The 20,543-nt window shown below is 63.5% G+C and carries 26 protein-coding genes, 1 tRNA gene and 1 pseudogene; 7 read left to right on the plus strand and 21 right to left on the minus strand.

The window, feature by feature from the left end:
- Positions 1–165 (minus strand): annotated as a pseudogene (locus RHODMAR_RS21830) (16S rRNA (cytidine(1402)-2'-O)-methyltransferase); the annotation flags it as partial.
- Positions 166–255: 90 nt separating this feature from the next.
- Here RHODMAR_RS21830 and RHODMAR_RS21835 point away from each other — a divergent pair.
- Positions 256–1,767 (plus strand): dolichyl-phosphate-mannose--protein mannosyltransferase, encoded by a 1,512-nt coding sequence (locus RHODMAR_RS21835; protein WP_008718945.1) that lies wholly within the window; start codon positions 256–258, stop codon positions 1,765–1,767.
- 20 nt (positions 1,768–1,787) lie between these two features.
- Here RHODMAR_RS21835 and RHODMAR_RS21840 read toward each other — a convergent pair whose 3' ends face one another.
- The 3 genes from RHODMAR_RS21840 to RHODMAR_RS21850 all read right to left on the minus strand — a co-directional run bounded on the left by RHODMAR_RS21840 (position 1,788) and on the right by RHODMAR_RS21850 (position 3,325).
- Positions 1,788–2,210: a DoxX family protein gene (locus RHODMAR_RS21840; RefSeq protein WP_008718948.1), complete on the minus strand. Its 423-nt coding sequence runs from the start codon at positions 2,208–2,210 to the stop codon at positions 1,788–1,790.
- Positions 2,211–2,277: 67 nt separating this feature from the next.
- Positions 2,278–2,646 (minus strand): GntR family transcriptional regulator, encoded by a 369-nt coding sequence (locus tag RHODMAR_RS21845; RefSeq protein ID WP_008718950.1) that lies wholly within the window; start codon positions 2,644–2,646, stop codon positions 2,278–2,280.
- A gap of 10 nt (positions 2,647–2,656) precedes the next feature.
- On the minus strand, positions 2,657–3,325 hold the full coding sequence (locus RHODMAR_RS21850; RefSeq protein WP_042940082.1) for an SDR family oxidoreductase: 669 nt from the start codon (positions 3,323–3,325) through the stop codon (positions 2,657–2,659).
- Between the two features lie 68 nt (positions 3,326–3,393).
- On the opposite strand from RHODMAR_RS21850, the gene arsC reads away from it, so the two are divergent.
- Both arsC and soxR read left to right on the plus strand, forming a co-directional pair.
- Positions 3,394–3,741, plus strand: a complete 348-nt coding sequence (gene arsC, locus RHODMAR_RS21855) for an arsenate reductase (glutaredoxin) (RefSeq protein WP_008718953.1) — start codon at positions 3,394–3,396, stop codon at positions 3,739–3,741.
- 50 nt (positions 3,742–3,791) lie between these two features.
- Positions 3,792–4,286: a redox-sensitive transcriptional activator SoxR gene (soxR, locus tag RHODMAR_RS21860; protein WP_008718955.1), complete on the plus strand. Its 495-nt coding sequence runs from the start codon at positions 3,792–3,794 to the stop codon at positions 4,284–4,286.
- Here the strand turns inward: soxR and RHODMAR_RS21865 are convergent.
- The 13 genes from RHODMAR_RS21865 to RHODMAR_RS21930 all read right to left on the minus strand — a co-directional run bounded on the left by RHODMAR_RS21865 (position 4,202) and on the right by RHODMAR_RS21930 (position 13,616).
- Positions 4,202–5,104, minus strand: coding sequence for an SDR family oxidoreductase (locus tag RHODMAR_RS21865; protein ID WP_008718957.1), 903 nt, complete (start codon positions 5,102–5,104; stop codon positions 4,202–4,204). The two genes, soxR and RHODMAR_RS21865, sit on opposite strands and share 85 nt — an antisense overlap.
- An 80-nt stretch (positions 5,105–5,184) precedes the next feature.
- Positions 5,185–5,355, minus strand: a complete 171-nt coding sequence (locus RHODMAR_RS28755) for a hypothetical protein (RefSeq protein ID WP_198289508.1) — start codon at positions 5,353–5,355, stop codon at positions 5,185–5,187.
- Positions 5,356–5,413: 58 nt separating this feature from the next.
- Positions 5,414–6,088: a ScbR family autoregulator-binding transcription factor gene (locus RHODMAR_RS21875; RefSeq protein WP_008718960.1), complete on the minus strand. Its 675-nt coding sequence runs from the start codon at positions 6,086–6,088 to the stop codon at positions 5,414–5,416.
- A gap of 188 nt (positions 6,089–6,276) precedes the next feature.
- A complete protein-coding gene (locus tag RHODMAR_RS21880; protein WP_008718962.1) occupies positions 6,277–6,711 on the minus strand; it encodes an effector binding domain-containing protein in 435 nt (144 codons plus the stop codon).
- Positions 6,711–7,163: a GyrI-like domain-containing protein gene (locus tag RHODMAR_RS21885; protein ID WP_008718964.1), complete on the minus strand. Its 453-nt coding sequence runs from the start codon at positions 7,161–7,163 to the stop codon at positions 6,711–6,713. Before RHODMAR_RS21885 ends, RHODMAR_RS21880 begins: the two co-directional genes overlap by 1 nt.
- Before the next feature lie 495 nt (positions 7,164–7,658).
- Positions 7,659–8,543, minus strand: a complete 885-nt coding sequence (locus tag RHODMAR_RS21895) for a glycosyltransferase family 2 protein (protein ID WP_008718966.1) — start codon at positions 8,541–8,543, stop codon at positions 7,659–7,661.
- A gap of 225 nt (positions 8,544–8,768) precedes the next feature.
- Positions 8,769–9,323: an acyltransferase gene (locus tag RHODMAR_RS21900; protein WP_008718967.1), complete on the minus strand. Its 555-nt coding sequence runs from the start codon at positions 9,321–9,323 to the stop codon at positions 8,769–8,771.
- 192 nt (positions 9,324–9,515) lie between these two features.
- A tRNA-Ala gene (locus tag RHODMAR_RS21910) sits at positions 9,516–9,589 on the minus strand.
- A 55-nt stretch (positions 9,590–9,644) separates the two neighbouring features.
- The gene (gene sepX / locus RHODMAR_RS21915; RefSeq protein ID WP_008718969.1) at positions 9,645–10,505 is read right to left on the minus strand and encodes a divisome protein SepX/GlpR; all 861 of its coding nucleotides are present in this window, start codon (positions 10,503–10,505) and stop codon (positions 9,645–9,647) included.
- Between the two features lie 148 nt (positions 10,506–10,653).
- Positions 10,654–11,301, minus strand: a complete 648-nt coding sequence (locus tag RHODMAR_RS21920) for a GNAT family N-acetyltransferase (protein WP_042940086.1) — start codon at positions 11,299–11,301, stop codon at positions 10,654–10,656.
- A gap of 69 nt (positions 11,302–11,370) precedes the next feature.
- A complete protein-coding gene (locus RHODMAR_RS29625; protein WP_008718974.1) occupies positions 11,371–11,907 on the minus strand; it encodes a molybdopterin-binding protein in 537 nt (178 codons plus the stop codon).
- Positions 11,889–12,629, minus strand: coding sequence for a molybdopterin molybdotransferase MoeA (locus RHODMAR_RS29630; RefSeq protein WP_008718976.1), 741 nt, complete (start codon positions 12,627–12,629; stop codon positions 11,889–11,891). The genes RHODMAR_RS29625 and RHODMAR_RS29630 overlap by 19 nt, the downstream gene beginning before the upstream one ends.
- Positions 12,630–12,662: 33 nt before the next feature.
- Positions 12,663–13,616, minus strand: a complete 954-nt coding sequence (locus RHODMAR_RS21930; RefSeq protein WP_008718978.1) for a UTP--glucose-1-phosphate uridylyltransferase — start codon at positions 13,614–13,616, stop codon at positions 12,663–12,665.
- Positions 13,617–13,723: 107 nt separating this feature from the next.
- On the opposite strand from RHODMAR_RS21930, the gene RHODMAR_RS21935 reads away from it, so the two are divergent.
- The 4 genes from RHODMAR_RS21935 (at position 13,724) to mscL (ending at position 16,138) form a co-directional block, all read left to right on the plus strand.
- Positions 13,724–14,320 carry a 5-formyltetrahydrofolate cyclo-ligase gene (locus RHODMAR_RS21935; RefSeq protein WP_008718980.1) on the plus strand — a complete coding sequence of 199 codons (597 nt, stop codon included), beginning with the start codon at positions 13,724–13,726 and terminating at the stop codon, positions 14,318–14,320.
- Between the two features lie 145 nt (positions 14,321–14,465).
- Positions 14,466–14,822 (plus strand): FmdB family zinc ribbon protein, encoded by a 357-nt coding sequence (locus RHODMAR_RS21940; protein WP_008718982.1) that lies wholly within the window; start codon positions 14,466–14,468, stop codon positions 14,820–14,822.
- Between the two features lie 89 nt (positions 14,823–14,911).
- Positions 14,912–15,574 (plus strand): SAF domain-containing protein, encoded by a 663-nt coding sequence (locus tag RHODMAR_RS21945; RefSeq protein ID WP_008718984.1) that lies wholly within the window; start codon positions 14,912–14,914, stop codon positions 15,572–15,574.
- Between the two features lie 93 nt (positions 15,575–15,667).
- Positions 15,668–16,138 carry a large conductance mechanosensitive channel protein MscL gene (gene mscL, locus RHODMAR_RS21950; RefSeq protein ID WP_008718986.1) on the plus strand — a complete coding sequence of 157 codons (471 nt, stop codon included), beginning with the start codon at positions 15,668–15,670 and terminating at the stop codon, positions 16,136–16,138.
- 134 nt (positions 16,139–16,272) lie between these two features.
- On the opposite strand, the gene RHODMAR_RS21955 is transcribed toward mscL, so the two are convergent.
- From RHODMAR_RS21955 to RHODMAR_RS21975, 4 genes are all read right to left on the minus strand, one after another.
- A complete protein-coding gene (locus tag RHODMAR_RS21955) occupies positions 16,273–16,716 on the minus strand; it encodes a hypothetical protein (protein ID WP_008718988.1) in 444 nt (147 codons plus the stop codon).
- 145 nt (positions 16,717–16,861) lie between these two features.
- Complete coding sequence (locus tag RHODMAR_RS21960) at positions 16,862–17,659, minus strand: MspA family porin (protein WP_008718990.1); 798 nt, start codon at positions 17,657–17,659, stop codon at positions 16,862–16,864.
- Positions 17,660–18,436: 777 nt separating this feature from the next.
- The gene (locus RHODMAR_RS21970) at positions 18,437–18,934 is read right to left on the minus strand and encodes a MogA/MoaB family molybdenum cofactor biosynthesis protein (protein WP_042940087.1); all 498 of its coding nucleotides are present in this window, start codon (positions 18,932–18,934) and stop codon (positions 18,437–18,439) included.
- 89 nt (positions 18,935–19,023) lie between these two features.
- A complete protein-coding gene (locus RHODMAR_RS21975) occupies positions 19,024–20,541 on the minus strand; it encodes a S1C family serine protease (RefSeq protein ID WP_008718996.1) in 1,518 nt (505 codons plus the stop codon).
- Between the last annotated feature and the right edge of the window lie 2 nt (positions 20,542–20,543).

Raw genomic sequence — 20,543 nt, forward strand, 5'->3', positions numbered from 1 at the left:
CGCGATCACCACACCGAGCGACGAAGCGAGCTGTTTGGTGCGCCGGGTGTCCTCGGCGGCGACGACATCGGCACTACCAAGGGCATCGCGCAGGCGCTGCGAGGCATCACCGACGTCGCCCATCGGAGTGGCGGCAAGGATCAGCATGGGTCCAGTGTCCCGCATGCCGAGTAGTGGCTTCTCGCGCACTCCTGATCAACGCCTACGATCGGGTACGTGACCTTGTTGACCTCTGAGCGCTCCGGCGACCGGTCGATGGTCAGTCCCGGGCCGACCGTTGCCGCGCGGGACTGGTTCCACGACACCGATGCCCGACGCGGTTGGATCGTCACCATCGTCGTCACCGTCATCTGCGCGGTCACTCGTTTCACGATGTTGCGCTACCCCACCGACGCGGGGACCCCCGTGTTCGACGAGAAGCATTACGCGCCGCAGGGGTATCAGGTACTCACCGGCGGGGGCGTCGAAGACAATCCGGCGTACGGACTCGTCGTGCATCCACCGGTCGGCAAACAGCTGATCGCCGTCGGCGAAGCCCTGTTCGGTTACAACGGATGGGGTTGGCGTTTCTCGTCTGCAGTGGCCGGAACCTTGTTGGTGCTGTTGGTGATTCGGATTGTCCGACGCCTCGCCCGATCGACCCTCGTCGGTGCGATCGCAGGCATTCTGCTGACCGTCGACGGTGTGACCTTCGTCAGCAGCCGGATCGGCATGCTGGACATCTTTCTCGCATTGTTCGTCACTGCCGCGCTCGGCTGCTTGATCGTCGACCGCGACGACATGCGGCGAAGACTGTCGAGGGTGCGCGACGAGGGCCGGATGGACGTCAGTGCCCTCGGTCCGCGAATGGGCGTGCGGTGGTGGCGGTTCGGGGCCGGAGTCATGCTGGGCCTGGCCTGTGGCACCAAGTGGTCCGGTCTGTACTTCATCGCGTTCTTCGGGTTGCTGAGCGTGGCCTTCGATGTGGCTGCACGCCGCTCGTACGGCGTGCAGCGCCCGTGGCGCGGAACTGCTGTGCGTGACGTCGGGCCTGCGCTCTACGCACTGGTGGTCGTGCCGGTGGCGGTGTACCTCATGACGTACTGGGCGTGGTTCACCTCCGAGACCGGTGTAGACCGGCACGAGATCGGTAACGGAATCGGTGCAGGCGGACCGTTCTCGTTCGTGCCCGAAGCGCTGCGGTCACTATGGTACTACAGCGGCAATGTGTTGCAATTCCATGAGGGACTGACCAATTCGGCCGGCAACCGACACCCGTGGGAATCGAAGCCGTGGACGTGGCCGATGGGCCTGCGCCCGATGCTCTACTACTTCGCCGACGGCGAGAACGTGTCCGGCTGCTCGGCGTCGTCGTGCGTGAAGGCGATCATGCTGATCGGCACACCCGCGATGTGGTGGCTGGCCTTGCCGATGCTGGCCTGGACGATCTGGTCGGTGTTCGTCCGACGTGACTGGCGCTACGCGGCAGTGCTGGTCGGCTACTCCGCCGCGTTGCTGCCCTGGTTCGCCACACTCGATCGGCAGATGTACTACTTCTACGCGGTGGCACTCGCCCCGTTCATGGTGATGGGCTTCGCGTTGGTGCTGGGCGACATCATCGGAAAAGCCACGGCGACAGCGGAACGGCGAGGTACCGGACTGTTGCTGGTGTCCCTGTACCTCGCCGTGGTGATCGCGAACTTCGTCTGGCTGTGGCCGATTCTGACCGCAATGCCGATCACGCCACAGATGTGGCAGGAGCAGCTGTGGCTGCCGAGCTGGCGCTAGGCGAGCAACCAGCCGCCCGTCTATGCCAGTAGCGCCGTCTTGCCCTTGGTGAGACCGTCGATGCTGATTCGTCCCGCACCGAATGCGGCGAGAAGCAGTGCGCCGACCCCGAGTGCGACGACCAGTTCGTAGCCGTTCTCGGTGACGAACACTCCGCTGTCGAAGTGGACGAAGATCGCCGCACCGAGCATGTCCAGGAACAGCAGCAGGCCGGCAATGGGCGTGAAGATACCCAGTACGAGCGCCCCACCGCCGACGAGTTCGACGAACGTCGCGAAGTAGGCGGACGCAGTGGGAAGAGGCACGTTCATCATCTCGAAGCTGGCCGCCGCACCGTCGAGGCCGTAGGTGTGCAGTTTCTGCCAACCGTGCGCGATGAAGACGACCCCCAGTCCTATTCGGGCTACGAGGGCGACGGCGTCGCGGACGAGGGTGGAGTTCATCGGTACATCCTTCTGAAGCGGCTACGTGGGCCGCACCACCCTGTCAGAAGTATGTTGAAGCGTCAACTTAACGCCCGCTCGCCCCTTTGAGTGCCGATTCGAGAAAAGAACGCGCCTGATCGTCGTCCAAACCGATGGATCGAACCGCTTTGACGAACTCCGTCGCCGCCCGAGCCGCGATGTCGCGCGACGGGTCGCCGCCCGAAGCAACGAACGACCCCGATCGTCCCCGCGTCTCGATGACCCCTTGCTGTTCGAGTTCTCGGTACGTCTTGGCGACCGTGTTCGGCGCAATTTTCAGTTCCTCTGCGAGGCCGCGAACCGTCGGAATCTTGGTTCCGGCGATGAGGTCTCCCGATCGCACCAACCCGAGAATCTGCATCCGCAACTGCTCGAACACCGGGGTCGTGTTCGATGAATCGATCCGTACGCGCACAGCCGGTCCCTCAGCCGAGAGCGTCGACTGCGTCGACGATCGGCGTCGAACCCGACATCAACATCAGAGTCTTGTGCACTGCACCGCCGGTCTCGAGCAGTTGCGCGATCACTGCGGCCACATCGGCACGAGGCACTTCACCGTATTCCGCCGGCGGCTCGGTCAGAGACACCGAGTTCGTCGGATCCTCGTCCGTCAGCTTACCGGGACGCAGAATTGTCCAGTCCAGGCCGCTCCTTGCCGAAACATTTTCTTCCGCAGCAGTTTTGGCCTCGATGTAGGCCTTCCACCCGTCGTCCACGTCGTCGGCAACCGGCTCACCGGCACCGACCGAACTGATCAGCACGTATCGGCTGACACCGGCCTTCTCGGCTGCATCGGCCAAGAGCACGGCACCTGCGCGATCGACGCTGTCCTTGCGCTCGGGACCGCTGTCGGGCCCGGCACCTGCCGCGAACACAACTCCGTCGGCCCCGTCGAGCACTGCCGCCAACTCGTCGACGGACGCCGACTCGAGGTCGATGATCTGCGGCAGCGCACCGAGCGCCGTGACCGCATCGACGTGGTCGCTGTTGCGAATCAGCGCCACCGCGCGGTCCCCGCTCGCCGTCAGTACCTGGGTGAGATGTTGGGCAATCTGGCCGTGCCCACCTGCAATGACAATCCGCTTGTCGGTCATGAAAGATTACTCCCGTTCCTAGCGTGCATCTGTGCAGGTGGACCTACCCGCGTGGCAGGATTGCAAACATGACAGGGTCTGCGACGATTTATCACAATCCGCGCTGCAACACCTCTCGCACCGCATTGAAACTGATCGAGGAAGCCGGCGTCGTACCGCACGTGATTCGGTACCTCGACACTCCGCCGACCGAGGACGAACTTCGCACGTTGCTCGCGAATGCAGGGCTCGAACCTCGTCAGGCCATCCGCACACGCGAGAGCATCTACAAGGAACTCGGCTTGGCGAACGCCGATGCGGATGCCTTGATCGCTGCGATGATCGAGCATCCCATTCTCATCGAGCGCCCGATTGTGGTGACCGAGAAGGGAACCGTGCTGGCGCGGCCCGCCGACAAGGTACACACCGTCCTCTGACTGCTACGCAGCTCGGGCCGACGACCTGAAGTATTGTCGAGGTCGTGCCGATGCCCGAGTGGAACGTCCGCGAACTGACTCCCGGCCAACTGTCCGAGCGCAGCGGAGTTGCCGTCTCGGCGTTGCACTTCTACGAGAAGCAGGGGCTGATCAGCAGCCGGAGAACCTCGGGCAACCAGCGCAGATTCCACCGGGAGACGTTGCGACGCGTGGCGTTCATCCGCATCTCGCAGAGGGTCGGAATTCCACTGGCCAGCATCCGGCAGGCTTTGAGCGAACTACCGGACGAGCGGACGCCTACGCGCGAGGACTGGGCCAGGCTCTCGACGCTCTGGCATCGCGAACTCGATTCTCGGATAGAGCAATTGACGCGCCTTCGCGACAACCTGACCGGATGCATCGGCTGCGGCTGCTTGTCCCTGGCCAGCTGCGCTCTGGCCAATCCTTACGACGAGCTGTCTCACTCGGGCCCGGGTGCGCGCACGCTGGACGTCGAGTTCGACGATCCCTCGCCTCGACGCGGGACCAGCAACTTGGAGAACTGATCGTTGGCCCGCTGCAGCACGAATTCGTAAGGCGGAGCGAACTTTCGAGCCATCCAGTATCCGAACCGAATGTCGTTGGAGGAGTAGACGAGGTACTTGCGCTTGGCGATTCCGGCGAGAATGGCGTCGGCGACCACGGACGGCTCGACGGCCCGCTTCTCGAATCGATGCTGCAACTTCTGCACTCGTGGATCGTCGCGATCCACACCGGCGATCTGAAGTGTCTGCACCAGACCGGTTCTGACGCCACCCGGCACTACGAGACTGACGCCGATTCCATGGCGTTTGAGGTCGTACTTGAGTACCTCGGACACTCCCCGCAGCCCGTACTTGCTCGCGCTGTACGCCGCGTGCCAAGGCAAGGGAATCAGGCCTGCAGCGGAGGAGACATTGACCAGGTGGCCGCCGCGTCCGGCATCGATCATCGGCGGTAGGAACTTCTCGATGATATGAATCGGGCCCATGAGGTTGACGTCGACCATCGACTTCCAATGTCGGTGCTCGAGATTTTCGACCGTCCCCCAGGCCGACACTCCGGCGACGTTCATGACCACGTCGAGGCTGCCGAATTCGGCATGAATGTCGTCCGCGAACGCGGTGACCGCCTCGAAATCGGACACGTCGAACGGCAGCGAGTGGCTGACGGTGCCGCCCACGCGGCCGACCATGTCCACTGTCTCGGCCAGTCCTGAGCCGTTGATATCGGTGAGAAAGAGCTCGGCTCCCACTCCAGCAGCAGCGATGGCCGTCGCCCGGCCGATTCCGCTACCCGCGCCCGTGATCAACGTCTTCTTTCCGCGCAGATCGTATGTAGCCATCGAAGCCTGTATCCCCCACCGGTTGCCACGTGCAGTTCGATTTCGATGTCGACCCTACGCGGTGACGCCCGGGAGGGTCGTCACAATCTCTGCGACATCTCGTCCCGGTAATCGGCGATGGTTCGCTCGATGCGCGCAGCGTCGTCGTCGGCGCCGCGCTTGTGCGCGTCGTCCGCGCGCTGCTGCAGCGTGCCTATCGCTTTCCGGAGCTCGTTGTCCGACATCCTCGACCTCTGTGCTGTGTGTTCCATATCACACAGTGTGCCCGGCGGCGTGCCGCGCGGCAAGAGGTAGTGGAGCACGAAGCGATCAGACGGTGACGGATCCCGACGTGATGTTCTCGCGCACGAAACTGGACAGACTGCGCGCAGCGAACTCACGGAAGTAGGCGAGCTTGTCTGCAGGTACCAGCGAAGGGAGGACCGTGTTCCAGACCTTCTCCATCCGCGAGGGAGCATCGTCGAGACGCGACTGCGCCTCGGACACCATCAAGACACCGGCGAGCATCTCGCACACCAGCAGCGCCGCGTTGCCTGCGTCGAGATGGTCGGCCACGTCGCCGTGCTCGATAGCCCGCTCGAAGAGATGCTCGAAGATGTTTCCCCAGGTCCCGAACACGCTGCCCCGGGCGGTATCGGACCCGTCGATCTCCATCTGCAATCGGTACATGACGCGAACCAAGGGGTCCGACGCGGCGAGCTCGAGCACCGAGTACGAAATTCCGATGACGGACTCCAGCGCCGGGCTACGACTGTCGACCAGGCCGGCGCACGCAGTGGACACGCGCTCGTGCCCCTCGTCGACTATTGCGCGGGCCAGCTCCTCCTTGGACGCGAAGTGGAAGTACAGCGCACCCTTGGTCACACCCGACTGCGCCGACACCTGGCTGAGCGTGGCATTGGCATGCCCCACTTCGAGGAAGAGATCTGCTGCAGCGCGCAGTGCGGCCGCGCGCGTTGCTTCTGCCCTGAGTTGTCTCACCATGTTGCTACACCCCTGCTCTGTCGACCTTGCGATGACATCGACGCCCTGTACGTGCTGCTACCCCGTCGACCGAACGAAGTGAACTCCGAATTCACGTCGCTCCAGCGGGATGCCAGCGCTCGACAATGGTAACCGGTCCAGCGGTGATGTTGTGATTCGAACGTGACAATTGCATGAATAATGCTCGTTCATAAAACAATTGAAATGAAAAGTTCCACTTCTCCGGACCTTGTAACGACTTCGACTTCCTCCTTGTACGCCCGGAATATAGTGCCGGACGCAACGCACTCGTCGACCTGCGCCCACACATCCTCGAGAGGGTCGGACAACGAACCGCTCGGCGTGAATACCGCGAACACCCCGGTCGGTATCGCAACGAACACATCTCCCACCGCCACGTCGGCGGGAGAATCCACCGGCACGGCGACCACGGCGTTGACCGTGCCGTGCGGATCCGAGACGTAGACCGTGGTTACCTCGTCCACGCCGATATGCTTCTCGTGCACACGATCTCGTAAGAATTGCATCCACTCGCTACCACTCGATTCCGCGCCCGGTTCCACGAGGGGTGCCACCAGACCGCTGAACAACTCCGCGCTGCGCGCGGTGACCCGAAAGCTCATCACGAACGACCGGGCAGTGCGATTGCCAGATAGAGATCGATTTTGTACGCGTGCGGGTAACACTCGTAATCGCCGGTGAACGACCGCACTATCTCACCCTGCTCCTCGGCATGATCGATCTGATTCCACAACCGGGTGAGAACCTCCGGAAAAGACCCCACTGCAGAAAAGCGTGCATATTTCGCGGCGGGCACTTTCGCAACCAGGTGTCCGCGGACGACATCGCCGAGCGAAGAACACACATATCCGACTATTTGGGTGTTGTACGAGCCGATACCGGGGGCGAAGTCGGTATAGATAGCTGCCAACGGTCCCGAAGTGTCCTGATTGAGTACGGCAGACCACGCCTGATCCAGAGCCGGGTCGTTGATGCGGCCGAGAGCCCGTTTGGGGCTCCGAACCGGAAGACCGGCAACCCATGTTTCGGGCAGGTCGACGATCTCGAACGACATTCACACTCCGTAGAGACATTGCATGGGCGGATCTTGTGCTCGGAACCGGTCCGTTCACGATATCGCCCGTCAATCTACCGTCGCGGCGGCCAAGTCGATCGTCAATCGATCAACCATACTCGAGGCCCGTTTTGATCGCTACGCAACTTGTGGTCAGCACCCGACCGCACGAAGCCGTTCGACCGGGCAGAGCGCAGGTCGAGAGCGTGGGCTCCACCACATCCGAACTCGACGCTCGTCTGCCGATCGATCCGAGCCACCATGAGGTGTGATCGTGCGAACAGCATCGAGTTCGGTGAGTCCAGCTGAGTTCGGCAATTCCGGTGCGGGCCGGGGTGTCGGACGAAACGGACTGTATCGACGTCGATGCCGGGCGAATTCCGAGGTATGCGGCGAACGGTCGGGGCAAACAGAGGGCTATGAAGTCGATGCATACGAGCGTCACTGGATCACTTCATGCATTGCTGTCATCGACGAACAGACGTCGACGAAAATTCACTTACCGGATGCCGAAGTCGCAAATTCATTCTTGCCGATAGGTGACAAATTCCGGTCGGACGTAACGCTGGTACCGGAATGCGAAACCGGAAGAATTCGCGAATCACACGTGGACAGCATGCGCGTCAGGGGCCAATGAACTGTGTGCAGGATCATGTCCATGATCAGCAGCCGACCCAGTGCTCTACTGGCCAAGTTGTGGTGGTCCCACGTTCGATACGAACTCGACACGTAATGCCGGTACTCGAGTGGCGGCGTCAGCAGTCGACGTCCCGATACCTCGACACACATGGACTTGATCTGCGCGATACGCAGTCCGATGCGGTGCAGGCACAGCGACAGATCGATGTCCTCGTGCAGGTCGGTTCGAAGACTCACTCGGTCGCGTGCCGCCTGCCACGCAGAGCGACGAATGGCGAAGTTGTTGCCGGATGCGGCCGATACCCACAGCTCATCGGGCTTGCGCTTGGTGGTGTAGTTGACGAAGGCCCGGTAGGGCGCGGCCCAGGGAGAGTCGTACAGGTGGATCGGACCGGTCACCGCGGCGTAGTCCAGCCGCCGGTCGAAGAAGTCCAGTATCGACTCCGCCCAGCCCGGACCGACGTGGGTGTCGGCGTCGATACGTCCGATGATCGAACCGCCGGCGTGATCGAAACCCGTGTTCCGTGCGTGCACGACGCCTCGCTCGGACTCCGCCACGAGGGTGACCATCGGAAATCTCCGGCGACGATCCAGGACGATCGCAGCGGTGTCGTCGGTGGAATTGTTGTCGACGACGATGATCTCGTGAATGTGTTCGCGCTGCCCGAGCAGTGCATCGAGACATTCGCCCAAGTGGGCGGACTCGTTGAATGCAGGAACTACGACCGAAAGAGTGTTCACCGAAGCCAACCCCTGACAAATTGTTTTGGCAAACGTGTGGCTCGATTCGATTACAGCAATTTCCGTGCAATGGAATGGGAGCCGCGGACGCACCCGATGCTACATCATTACCACAGGAAAAGAATTCGCCGAATTATGCGGCGTAAACAATACGAATTACGATATCGCCTCTTCGAGCGAACCTCAATTATTTTGCGAAGCTATTAAACGGGGAGTATTCCGGTTTCATTCACGGTGATCCGACTGATCGCCCAGGCTTCGGACTCGTTTCGCCGGGCTCCCCACATAGACCCCGTCGGGATCGCAATCCTTGGTGACCAGAGAGCCGGCACCGACGATGCAACCCGCCCCGATCCGGACGCCAGGCATGATCACGGCACCGGAGCCCACCCAGGTTCCCGCTCCGATCGTCACCGGGATGCCCACCAGTCGTCCGGCCCGGCGAGTCTGCGTGCCGATCTCGTGGGTGCTGGTCAGTACCCGCACATGATCGGAAAGGAAGACCCCGTCACCGATATCTATGTTCGCCACCGTGTCGAAGTAGCAGCCGTGATTGACGAACGCGCCCGCACCCACGCGAAGCGTGCCTCGCCCCTGAACCATCTGCCCGCCGTACACGAGCGTCGTAGACGCCACTCGTACGCGTGCGCCGCGCAGTGCACGCCCACGCAGGATGGCGGGTAGAACCGGGCAGTTGGCCACCGAGACGACCGACGACTGCCGCAGTTGAAACAGAGCCCAGCGGACATCGTCGGCTACATACCCCCGCCAACCGCGCATGAGCGAACTTTAGCCGTGCGCACTGGACAGTCCGAACGACACACCCGGATCGATGGGGGCGGCTTCGCTGCTGCCCGCCTTCGGAACCGGAGGGCTGTCGAGGACCATGATCGTCATCGGCTTGTTGGACTCTGTGTTCCCCTGACAGACGAAAGCCGCCACTCGGTCGAGTGGCGGCTTTTCTGTTCGGGGTGGAGCTGGAGGGGAATCGAACCCCTGACCTTCTCGATGCGAACGAGACGCGCTACCAACTGCGCCACAGCCCCGTTGCCGTCGTCCGGACCGGCTGCGTAACTTTAGCAAAGCCGCTTGGGACAGTTGCTACGCGCCCTGCACTCTCCGCAAGTCGCGATCTTCGTCACGACTGGCCTGGAACGGCTCGTCGTAATGGTCGAGGTGCTCGAATTCGGGATCCTCGTCGTCGATCTCGAGTACCACGGCACCGGGTCGACGCAGACGCTGCGGGACGAGCTCGAGCTCGTCGTCGGTTTCCGATTCCACGCCGAGTCTGGAACGACCCATTCGAGTCAGGCGGCGCCGTCGTACCTCTTCCTCGATCTGTACCTGCCGACGCAAGTAATACAAGTATCCGACGAGAACGGCGACGGACAGACCACACAGCCACCAGATCGTCGGGGAGATGATGAAGGCCAGTGCCGCTGTGGTTATTGCTGCGAACACCAGACCCAGGACTGCCCGTTGCCGGAAGCTGTATCGCGCAGCTCGGGCGATCGAGTCGGCTTCGGGATCGAATCCGCCGCGGCCGTGTCGGCGGGGCACGAAGTCGTCGTCGACCACGCCTGGCTCGTGTGCAGGCGAACTCGCGCGAGCTGCTGGGGCGTCGCGGTCGAGATCCTTCTCTGCTGCGTGAGTGTCCATCGGGTCCTCCGCGGTACCGGGTAGATCGAGTGAGTCTGGACGAACAGTCGCCGTCGTCGCGCCGAAGATCTCGCTGGCCGGTGCCGAGACCCGGAGGTCGTCCTCCGGTCGCCAGTGGGGATCGCTGCGGTGCCCGGTCGCGGGTCCGCGCTGCTTGCGCTTCGTCCCACCTCGGTAGAGCACACGCGTGGCCAATGCTGCGTCGGTCGTCTGCATGATCTGCGGGCGCTTGGTCATCAGCATGGGAAGAAGAACGAAAAGCCAGACGGCCACGAGACCGATCCAGATGATCGAGTTCGGCATCGGCGACGTTCTCCTCTCTTGGGCGACGGCGACAGTGAAAGACGTCCTCAGGCTATGCGGAGGAGGTACGAGAACGACGCAGACGCGCCGACTCGAATTACACTCCTGTCACTTTGACAACATCGGTGCCCGACTCAGGTGTTGCTCGTCAGGCCCACGCTGCGCGGCCCGCGCGGACCAACCGATCGACGACGGTTCCCTGCACCTCACCTGAGGTGATCGCGACGAGCTTGTGATCGCGCCATTCGCCGTCCACGTCGAGGTATTTGCGGAGCAGTCCTTCTTCGCGGAAGCCGACGTTGCGCAGCACTGCCTGACTGGCGAGATTTTCCGGCCGCACCGTCGCTTCGACGCGGTGCAGTCCGACCGGGCCGAAGCAGTGATCGAGTCCGAGTGCGAGTGCTGCGGTCGCGACGCCTCTACCGTTGACGTCCTTGGACACCCAGTAGCCGATCCATGCCGACCGCAGAGCGCCGCGAACGATGTTTCCGGCGGTGATCTGCCCGCAGAATTCGCCGTCGACCTCGATGACCATCGGCAGCATGTGCCCTTTGCGTGCCTCGGACTTGAGACCGGAGCACAGGGTGGGCCACGACGAGATGTGGTGTCGTGAATTCCAGCTGCCCTCGCCGCTGGGCTCCCAGGGTTCGAGGTGGGCGCGGTCCGCGGTGCGAATCCGGCTCCACGCGGCCGCGTCCCGCATCCGCACCGGCCGTACCGTCACGGTTCCCCCGGCCACTCTCACTGGACCCAATTTCGCCGGCCAACCTGGGTGGCTCGACCACGTTCGCGGCATCCGTCGATGGTATGCGCTCCGCGCAGTAGTGCGGTCGAGCGCCCCAGGGGGGCACTCGCACCACTGGCGTCAGCCTCGCTGAGCGAGGAACGAGACCTTCACTTCTTCGCCGGTACGGATCTCGGTGACCTCGGGATCGATGACGACCAGGCAGTTCGCCTCGGCGAGCGTCGCGAGCAGATGCGAGGACGATCCGGGCGCGCCGCCGAGTGCCTGAACCAGGTACTCCCCGGTCCCCTCGTCACGCATCAGCTGGCCGCGGAGAAATCCTTTGCGGTCTTCGATCGAGGTGATCGGCGCGACGGTGCGCGCAGTGACGGTTCGCCGCATCGGCTGGCGTCGGCCCAGGGCGATACGGATCAGCGGGCGCACCATCACTTCGAACACCACGAGCGCGCTGACGGGGTTCGCCGGCAACAAGAAGGTGGGGACTTCGTCGCGTCCGAGCTGGCCGAACCCTTGGACGGATCCGGGGTGCATGGCGACTCGTTCGACCTCCATGTCACCGAGCTCGCCGAGCGCCTCGCGCACCCCCTCCGACGCGCCGCCGCCGACTGCCCCGGCGATGACGACGATCTCGGATCGGATCAGCTGGCCTTCGACCACCTCGCGCAGACGCTTGGGGTCGTGCTGACGATTCCGACGCGGTTGACGTCGGCTCCGGCATCACGCGCCGCGGCGGCGAGTGCGCAGGAATTGACGTCGTAGACCTGGCCGGGACCGGGCGTGCGATCGGTGTCGACCAGTTCGCCGCCGACCGATATCACCGACAGCCGCGGACGCGGATGCACCAGCACCTTGTCGCGCCCCACTGCTGCGAGTAGTCCGACCTGGGCCGCGCCGATGATCGTGCCGGAGCGAACGGCCACGTCGCCGGGCTGTACGTCATCGCCGATCTTGCGCACGTACTCGCCCGACCGGACCGGCCGGAACACCTTGACTCGGGCGCGGCCGCTGTCGGTGCGATCGAGCGGCAGCACGGCATCGGCCAGCGTGGGCAGCGGCGCGCCGGTATCGACTCGCACTGCCTGACGCGGCTGCAGACGGATGGGTTGACGCGACCCGGCCGAGACCTCGCCGACGACCGGCAGCGTCAGATCGATGCGTTCGTCCTCCTCGTTGCGCAGGTCCGTTCCGGCTGCTGCCACGTCGACGCTCCGTACGGCGTAACCGTCGATCGCCGCTTGATCGAACCCCGGAAGGGGGCGCTCGGTGACCACTTCTTCGGCACACAGCAGGCCCTGCGCTTCCGAGATGGCGACCCGAACAGGCCTAGGAGCCACCGCCGCGGCGGTCACTCTGGTCTGCTGATCTTCGACCGAGCGCATCTGGCCCTTCCTCTAAAGCATCGACCCGCGATGCTATTCGTACGTCGTCAGTTCCGGTGCCCAGCTGTCGCTCAAGCGTTCGTTCAGCCATTCACGCAGCGCCGGACCGTAGTCATCACGCTGTAGAGCAAAGTCAACCGCAGCACGGAGGTATCCCCCGGGATTTCCGAGGTCGTGTCTCGATCCGCGGTGCACGACCACGTGTACCGGGTGGCCCTCCTCGATCAGCAGCGCGATGGCGTCGGTGAGTTGCAGCTCGCCGCCGGCACCGGGCTCGATCCGACGCAGCGCGTCGAAGATGGCGCGGTCGAGCAGGTAGCGGCCCGCAGCGGCCAGGTTGGACGGGGCATCCTCCTGCTTCGGCTTCTCGACCATACCGGTGACCTTGAGGACGTTCGGGTTGACCGCGTCGGGCACGATCTCGACGGAGAAGACGCCGTAGGAGGACACCTTGTCGTCGGGCACCTCGATGGCGCACAGCACCGAACCGCCGCGCTTGGCGCGGACGCGGGCCATGACGTCGAGCACACCCCTGGGCATCACCAGATCGTCGGGCAGCAGAACTGCGACCGAATCCTCGTCGTCGTCGAGAGCTTCCTCTGCACATGCGACGGCGTGACCGAGTCCGAGCGGTTCGCGCTGAATGACCGATTGCACGTCCAGAAGCTTCGGCGCGACGCGCACCTTCTCGAGCATTTCGAGCTTTCCGCTCGCTTCGAGCTTCTTTTCCAGAACGAGGTCCTCGACGAAGTGGGCGACAACGCCGTCCTTGCCCGGAGACGTGACGATCACCAGTCGCTGCGCGCCGGAATCGGCGGCCTCGCCCGCGACGAGCTCGATGCCTGGAGTGTCGACTACTGGAAGCAGTTCTTTCGGAACGGTTTTCGTGGCCGGGAGAAACCGGGTACCCATACCTGCCGCGGGAACGATTGCGGTGCGGAAGTGCTCAGGCGTGGCGGCGGTCGTCGCTGTAACGGCTTCTGTCATGGTGCTCACCCTATCCATGGTTTCTGGTGATCTGCTCGCCGTGTGCTGCGTTCTACCCCCGAGTGCATATCGTTGAACGACTGCACAGAAAGGGTGGGTGAACCGTTGTGACCGTTCCCGAATTGTCGGAGAACACGCCCAAAGATCGATGGCGGGCACATGTCCTCGCCGAACGCCGACTGCTCGACGATGCGCAGCGCGCGATGGAGTCCTTCGCACTCTGCCACGTCCTCGCCGAACTGGCGGTGAAACAGCCGTCCGTGGCCGCGTACGTGCCGATCGGCACGGAGCCGGGTTCGATCGAGATGCTCGACGCGATGGCCGCGGCCGGGTCGGTAATCCTGCTCCCCAGTGCGCACGAACCCGGCCCGCTGCGATGGGTTCGCTACAGCGGACGCGACTCCTTGGTGGCAGCTCCGTTCGGACTGCAGGAGCCGTCCGGCCTTGTTCTCGACCCCGATGCTGTTGCGGCGTGCTCGCTGGTGCTGATTCCGGCATTGGCCGTCGATCAGCGCGGCACCAGACTGGGGCGAGGCGCAGGTTTCTACGACCGAACGCTGGACCTGTGCAATCCCGATGCGCTGCTGGTGGCGGTGGTGCGCGACAGCGAGGTGGTGCATCGATTACCGGACGAGCCACACGACAGACGGGTGACTCACGCGTTGACCCCCGGCGGTGGGCTCGTACGCTTGGGTTCGGAATAACGTTCCGATTCGATTGGTTGGCACTCCTGACTGTAGAGTGCTAATGCTCTCCCCAGTTTCGACGAACAGAATAAGACACCGGCGGTGTTCGGCCTCGGCTCAGACAGTGGCCAACCTCTTCGGTGACCAGCGCGGAGGAAATACGATGCCCACTTACTCATACGCATGCACCGAGTGCGACAACCGCTTCGACATCGTTCAGTCCTTCACCGACGACACGTTGACGGTGTGCCCGGCCTGCTCGGGCAAGCTGCGCAAGCTGTTCAATTCGGTCGGTATCGTCTTCAAGGGCAGCGGCTTCTACCGCACCGACAGCCGAAGTGGCTCGGGCACCTCGAGCGAGGGTGCAGGCGAGAAGAAGTCCGATGCCGCGGCTGCAAAGTCCGACTCGAAGTCCGAGAGCAAGTCCGAGTCGAAGCCCGCCGAGAAGAAATCCTCGGATTCGTCCTCGTCGAGTAACTCCTCGTCCGCGTCCACCACGAAAACTGCTGCCAGCAAGTAGCTTTCCGCTTCATCCACAGGCCGGGCCGTTATCCACAGCCCGGCCTTTTCGGTGTCTCGAGGCCGATTGCGGCCGATAGCGTGTCGACCATGGCTGCCGGCAAGAATCGACTCGACTCGACGCTGCTCGATCGCATCACCCTGCGCCCGGCATGGGTCCACTCCGCGAAATTCAGACGGATCGCGGCAGGCGCATTGGTTGCTCTTGCGACTGTCCTGTTCGTCGACGACGCCGCCGGTGACGACCGAGTGAGAGTGATCACCGCAGGACGCGACCTGACGCCGGGAACCGTGCTGACGGCCACCGATGTGGCCGTTGCGGAGTGGGATTCGGCACTCGTGCCCGAGGGCGCTCTCGTCGACTCCGGGGGCGTGGACGGACAGACCCTCACCGGACCGGTTCGAGCGGGTGAACTGCTCACCGATGTACGCCTACTCGGATCTCGGACGGCCACGACGGCGCTGGGGACCGAGGCACGCGTCGTACCGGTGCATCTCGCCGACGCCGGGGTGACCGACCTGCTTCGTGAAGGCGATCGGGTCGACGTGTTGACCGTCGAGGCGCAGGAAGACCCGAATGCCGTTCCAGCGGCACGGGTGCTGGCGTCGGGAGCCGTGGTTGTCCTCGTCTCTGCGGACGCCGGTGGCAGCCGTCAGCGAGACCGCGTGGTGCTGCTGGCACTACCGACCGTGGATGCGACGACGGTTGCTGCCGCATCCCTGGTCAGCGCGCTGACGGTGACGTTGCACTGAAGTCGACGCTCCTGCGGTTCCCAGCGTCCGAAAGAGCGCGATCTGGGTTAACGTTTCCCGAAACCAACAATCAGAACACGGGGAGATCGGCTCATGCTCAAGGGCTTCAAGGACTTTCTACTGCGCGGCAACGTCGTGGACCTCGCAGTTGCTGTGGTGGTCGGCGCGGCCTTCACCGCCATCGTCACCGCATTCACCACCAATGTCATCAACCCCCTGGTCGCAGCGGTGGGCGGCAGCAACGAACTCGGCTGGGGCGTCAGGATTTTGGGGGACAACGACGCCACGTTCATCAATATCGGGGCCGTCGTCACGGCGGTCATCAACTTCGTCATCATCGCCGCGGTCATCTACTTCGTACTGATCCTGCCGGTGAATACCGCCAAGAAGCGCTTCGTCAGCCAGCCCGAGAAGGAACTGAGCGACGTCGACATACTGGTGCAGATCCGCGACATCCTCGCAGGCGGAACCGTAGCGGGACAGAAACTCTCGACCTCGGCAGACGCCACCGGCGGCAGCGGCGACGCTATGGACTCGTCCTCCCCGGATCTCGACAAGCCCTGATACTCCCTCGGCTCGCGCGTGGTGGGCCGTCACAACGAATGAATGCGCCATTCACGCTCTCTGAGAGCGTGAATGGCGCATTCATTCGTTCGTGGGGTGGTGGGTAGAACGGGCCGAGAGGGGCCGCCAGTAGATCAGTTACCGAACGTGGTCAGCGGTAGCTCGTCGAGAGTGATCGAGGTGCCGTCGGCCTCACAGGCAGACTTCACTGCTCCGGCATTGTCGACGAATGCCTTGCCGGACTCGCTGTCGGTGCTCGACAGCTCGAGGGTATCTGCGGGGAGCGCATCGACGAACGTCGTCAGGGAACTTGCGACATCACCGGAAGCAGTGCTGGGCAGCGTGTTCAGCTTGTCGACGGCGGCCTGCTTGTCGGCAGTCCACTTGTCGATGTTCTCAGCCGATCCCGGTCCCGCCTTAACCAGGCCGACAAATGCGTTGTGATCGGCGGCAAAGGTGTTGCAGACGTCGGTGTTCTGACCGGAGGCTGCGGACTCGTCGCTGCTGCAACCAACAGCGAGGCCGAGAGCAAGGACAGCCCCTGCAGCGACAACTGTGAAACGGGCTTTCGAGTGCATCTTTGCTTCAGTGCCTCTCTGTACAAGTCTGACTATCGTGTGCCGAACATAGTTCAGGCCCGCACGGAGTGATCCGTGCGGGCCTGAACTTGTCTCGATTCAAAGCAGGTGAAGCGATGTCACCGAGCTACAACCGATCAGTAGATCAGTTGAGGCGAACCGGGACGCCGTAGGTGATGGCCGTGTCGCCCGTTGCGCTGGTCAGCGAAACGTACGGACGGATGGTGACGTTGCCCAGGATCTCGGTTGCAGTTCCGTGCAGGTTCGCGACCTGGATGGATCCGCTCGTGCCTGCAGCGTCGCCCTCAGCGGAGGTGATGTCAGCCGAGTCGTTCTTGACTGCGTACGCGCTCTCGGACTGAACGACGCCGGGGCCGTTGGTCAGGGCGATGGTGCCGGTTGCCTGCGGGAGAAGATCGACACCGACGTCGAGGCCGGACGTGCTCGCACCGGCACCCTCGATCGCTGCGCCGGCGACGAATGCGCCGAGTCCGCCGGGAGATAGGAGCTCGCCGGCCGTGGTCGTGCCCGTCACGGTGCTCGTGTTCGAGGAACCAATTCCGAGCGAAGCGGTGGGCGATGCCCAGGAAACTGTGACACCTCCGCCGAGGCTCATCGGGTAGCCGATCTGGTAACCGATCTTGAGGGTGCCCTCGAAGTCGTCGGCCGAGGGGCCCTGGACGTCGTAGGATGCCTTGCCGTTGGCGAACCACTCACGGGTGAGCGGGCTGCCGTCGAGGGGAGCGACACCGTTGATGAAGGTGTCGGACAGCGTCACCGTGATGGTGTTGCCATCGGCGTCGACAACCGAGTTGGAGCTGTCGACTGCGGCGGAAGCGGTTCCGGTACCGAGTACCAGGCCAACTACCGAAGCGCTGGCAGCAACTGCGACGCTCATGGACTTGAGTCCCCGGCTACGCCGCGACTTCTGGATCTCCGTCATTTACTTCCTCATCATGTTCAGTCCCAGCGCGGTGTCGCACGGGGAAGCTTGTGGCTTTCACCCTCGAACTGGTTCGGACGCGACGATGCGTACGAGGCCCGAGCCGGATGGAGCCGTGAAGGCCACATCCTCGTCTTGCTGTCCCGCGATCGAGGGCGCGGTACCTGTTGGTCCCACGCCCTCGCTGTCGGAAGCTGAGGGGAACATTAGAGGACATGCCGGATCGAGACAATCCCTACGACAACGAGCGCAATGTTGCTGTCGCGTGATGTGTTTCGACGACGTGAACAGTTTTCACACACGATTACGTGGTAACGCTCGTCACACCATCTGTGAAGTTGGCCAAACCGTTACACGTTGCGCAATCCTGCAAAGCCGCCCTGATATGGGAAGACAGGCGGCCAGCCGTGCCCGGTTCGGGCGGATAGTCGCGACCGCACCACGGTCCAACGGCCCCTATCCACCCTCGAACCGACCCCCGAGGCGATCGTTCGGGACTAACGACAGGTAAACGAACGACTAACAGACCTGTCATTCCGGACAACAAAATGTGTTGTGGATCACATCAAAAGTAATGAGGCGGGCGCTGTTGCTTCAACCATTCATCCGACGCGGAAACGCCGGTGTCGGTAGTCGCATCCCCGCCCCGCTCGTCTCCGGTCGTCTCGGGAAGTACGTCGCCGAAGATGCGAGCGAGCCGGGCCCGTTCTGCTCGGGCCCGGCTCGGTTCGTCTTCGGCCGATCGATCGTCGCTCGGCTCGTCGTTCATCGGTGTCGCTACGCGTCCAGCCCCGACAATTCGGCGATGACCTGACTCGCCAGTGGCGTCAACGTGGCCATCCCGTCGCGAATGGCAGCCCGCGACGATGCCAGATTGACCACCAGCGTGCTGCCGGAGACGCCGACCAGCCCCCGAGAGAGCCCCGCGTCCAGCGAGCCGGCCGCCAGACCCGAGGAACGCAGCGCTTCGCTGATACCCGGAATCTCACGATCGAGCACCTCTGCGGTGACATCGGGAGTCACATCGCGCGGCGAGACACCCGTTCCACCGATGGACACCACCAAGTCGACTCCACCGATGACTGCGGTGTTGAGTGCGTTTCTCACGTCCACCTCGTCGGCTGTCACTGCGACGACGCCGTCGACGAGAAAACCTGCCTCGGTCAACAGTTCGGTCACGAGCGGGCCGGTCGAATCCTTCTCGTTGCTGTGCGCAGTTCGGTCGTCCACGATGACGACCAACGCGCGCCCTGCCAGTGGTGCGTCGAGTTCCATAGTGCTCACCGTAGTAGTAAGGCCTCCGCCCGGCTCACGCTGTGCGTAAATAGTTGCCACCGTGCCGTGCCTGCCTGCTTCTCTCGACATCAGCGACCGCCCGGGAACGACGGGACCTGGAAGGGCAATTGCTGTTCCTGCTGCCGAGTCTGCGTCTGAGGCTGCGCGGGGGCCGTCTCCGCAGTTCCGAGCGTCACCTTCGCAGTCTTCTCGCTGCCGCCCTCGGTGTAGGTGATGGTCACCGAATCCCCCGGAGCGTGCGAGCGCACCGCCGCGATCAAGGCATCACCACTGGCGATGATGCGATCGTCGACCTTGGTGATCACCGCGCCCTTCGGAATTCCTGCCGACGCTGCCGGTCCGCCTTCTGTCACCTCGACGACGGTGGCACCGTTCGCGTCGTCCTGAGAGGGCACCTGCACACCGATCATGGCCTGGGTGGCCTTACCGGTGGTGGTCAGCTCGTCGGCAATTCGCTTGGCCTGATCGACCGGAATCGCGAAGCCGAGTCCGATCGAACCGCTCTGTGAGCTGGAACTCTGGCCGCCGCCCAGCGTGGCGATCGCAGTGTTGATACCGATCAACTGCCCCTCGGTGTTGACGAGCGCTCCACCGGAGTTACCCGGGTTGATCGCGGCGTCGGTCTGGATGGCGTCGATCACCGAGTTCTGATTGCCGGACTCACCGGAAGTCGACACCGGCCGGTTGAGCGAGGACACGATGCCCGTGGTGACGGTGCCTGCCAGTCCGAGCGGCGACCCGATCGCGACCACCTGCTGGCCCACCTCGAGGTTCGAGGACGTACCGAGTTCGATGGGCGTCAGGTTTGACTTGCCCTCGGCCTTGATGACGGCCATGTCCGATACCGAATCGGCACCGACGATCGTGGCGTCCGCCACGGAACCGTCCGCGAACGCGACAGTGAGCTTGCCGTTGGCACCTGCACCGGTCGCCACGTGATTGTTGGTGAGAATCAAACCGTCGCTACTGAGAATGACGCCCGATCCCTCGCCCTCCTCCTGTGAACCCTTCACCTGAATCTGCACCACGCTCGGCAGAACCTTGTTCGCGACGGCCTGAACCGAGCCGTCCGGGAAGTTCGCGGCCGGCTGAGCGGCTGTGACGGTGGAGTTCAACGAGCTGGTGACTCCCCCGCCGTTACCGTTCGCATTGTTCGTCGCGATCGCACCGACCGCTCCGCCGATTCCGCCGCCGACGAGAACGAGAGCGATAGCTCCGGCCACCAAGGCAGACCGACCCGAGCGGGTCTTCATCGCACCCGGTGCCGAGTTCGATTGCGGTGCAACGTGTTGCGGCTGTGCATGCTGGGATGCCTGCGGGTCACCCTGCTGACCGTACGGGCCGTAGCCGGGCTGGTACGCGCCCTGCCCATAGCCCGCGTACTGCTGCGGGTAGCTCTGTTGCGGGGGCTGAGATCCGGGATGCTGAGCATGCTGGGGCGGGAACTGCTGCGTCGGATGCTGTTGCGCTGGATGCTGCTGGGTCGAGTAGTTCTGCTCGTCGCCGCCCGAAGCCCGGTCCGCCGGTTGCTGCTCGCCGCCGGCACTGCGTCCCGGCTGTTCGGATTCGTTACGGTCGTCACTCATCG

The organism is Rhodococcus sp. AW25M09 (assembly GCF_000333955.1).
Classification (GTDB): Bacteria; Actinomycetota; Actinomycetes; order Mycobacteriales; family Mycobacteriaceae; genus Rhodococcoides.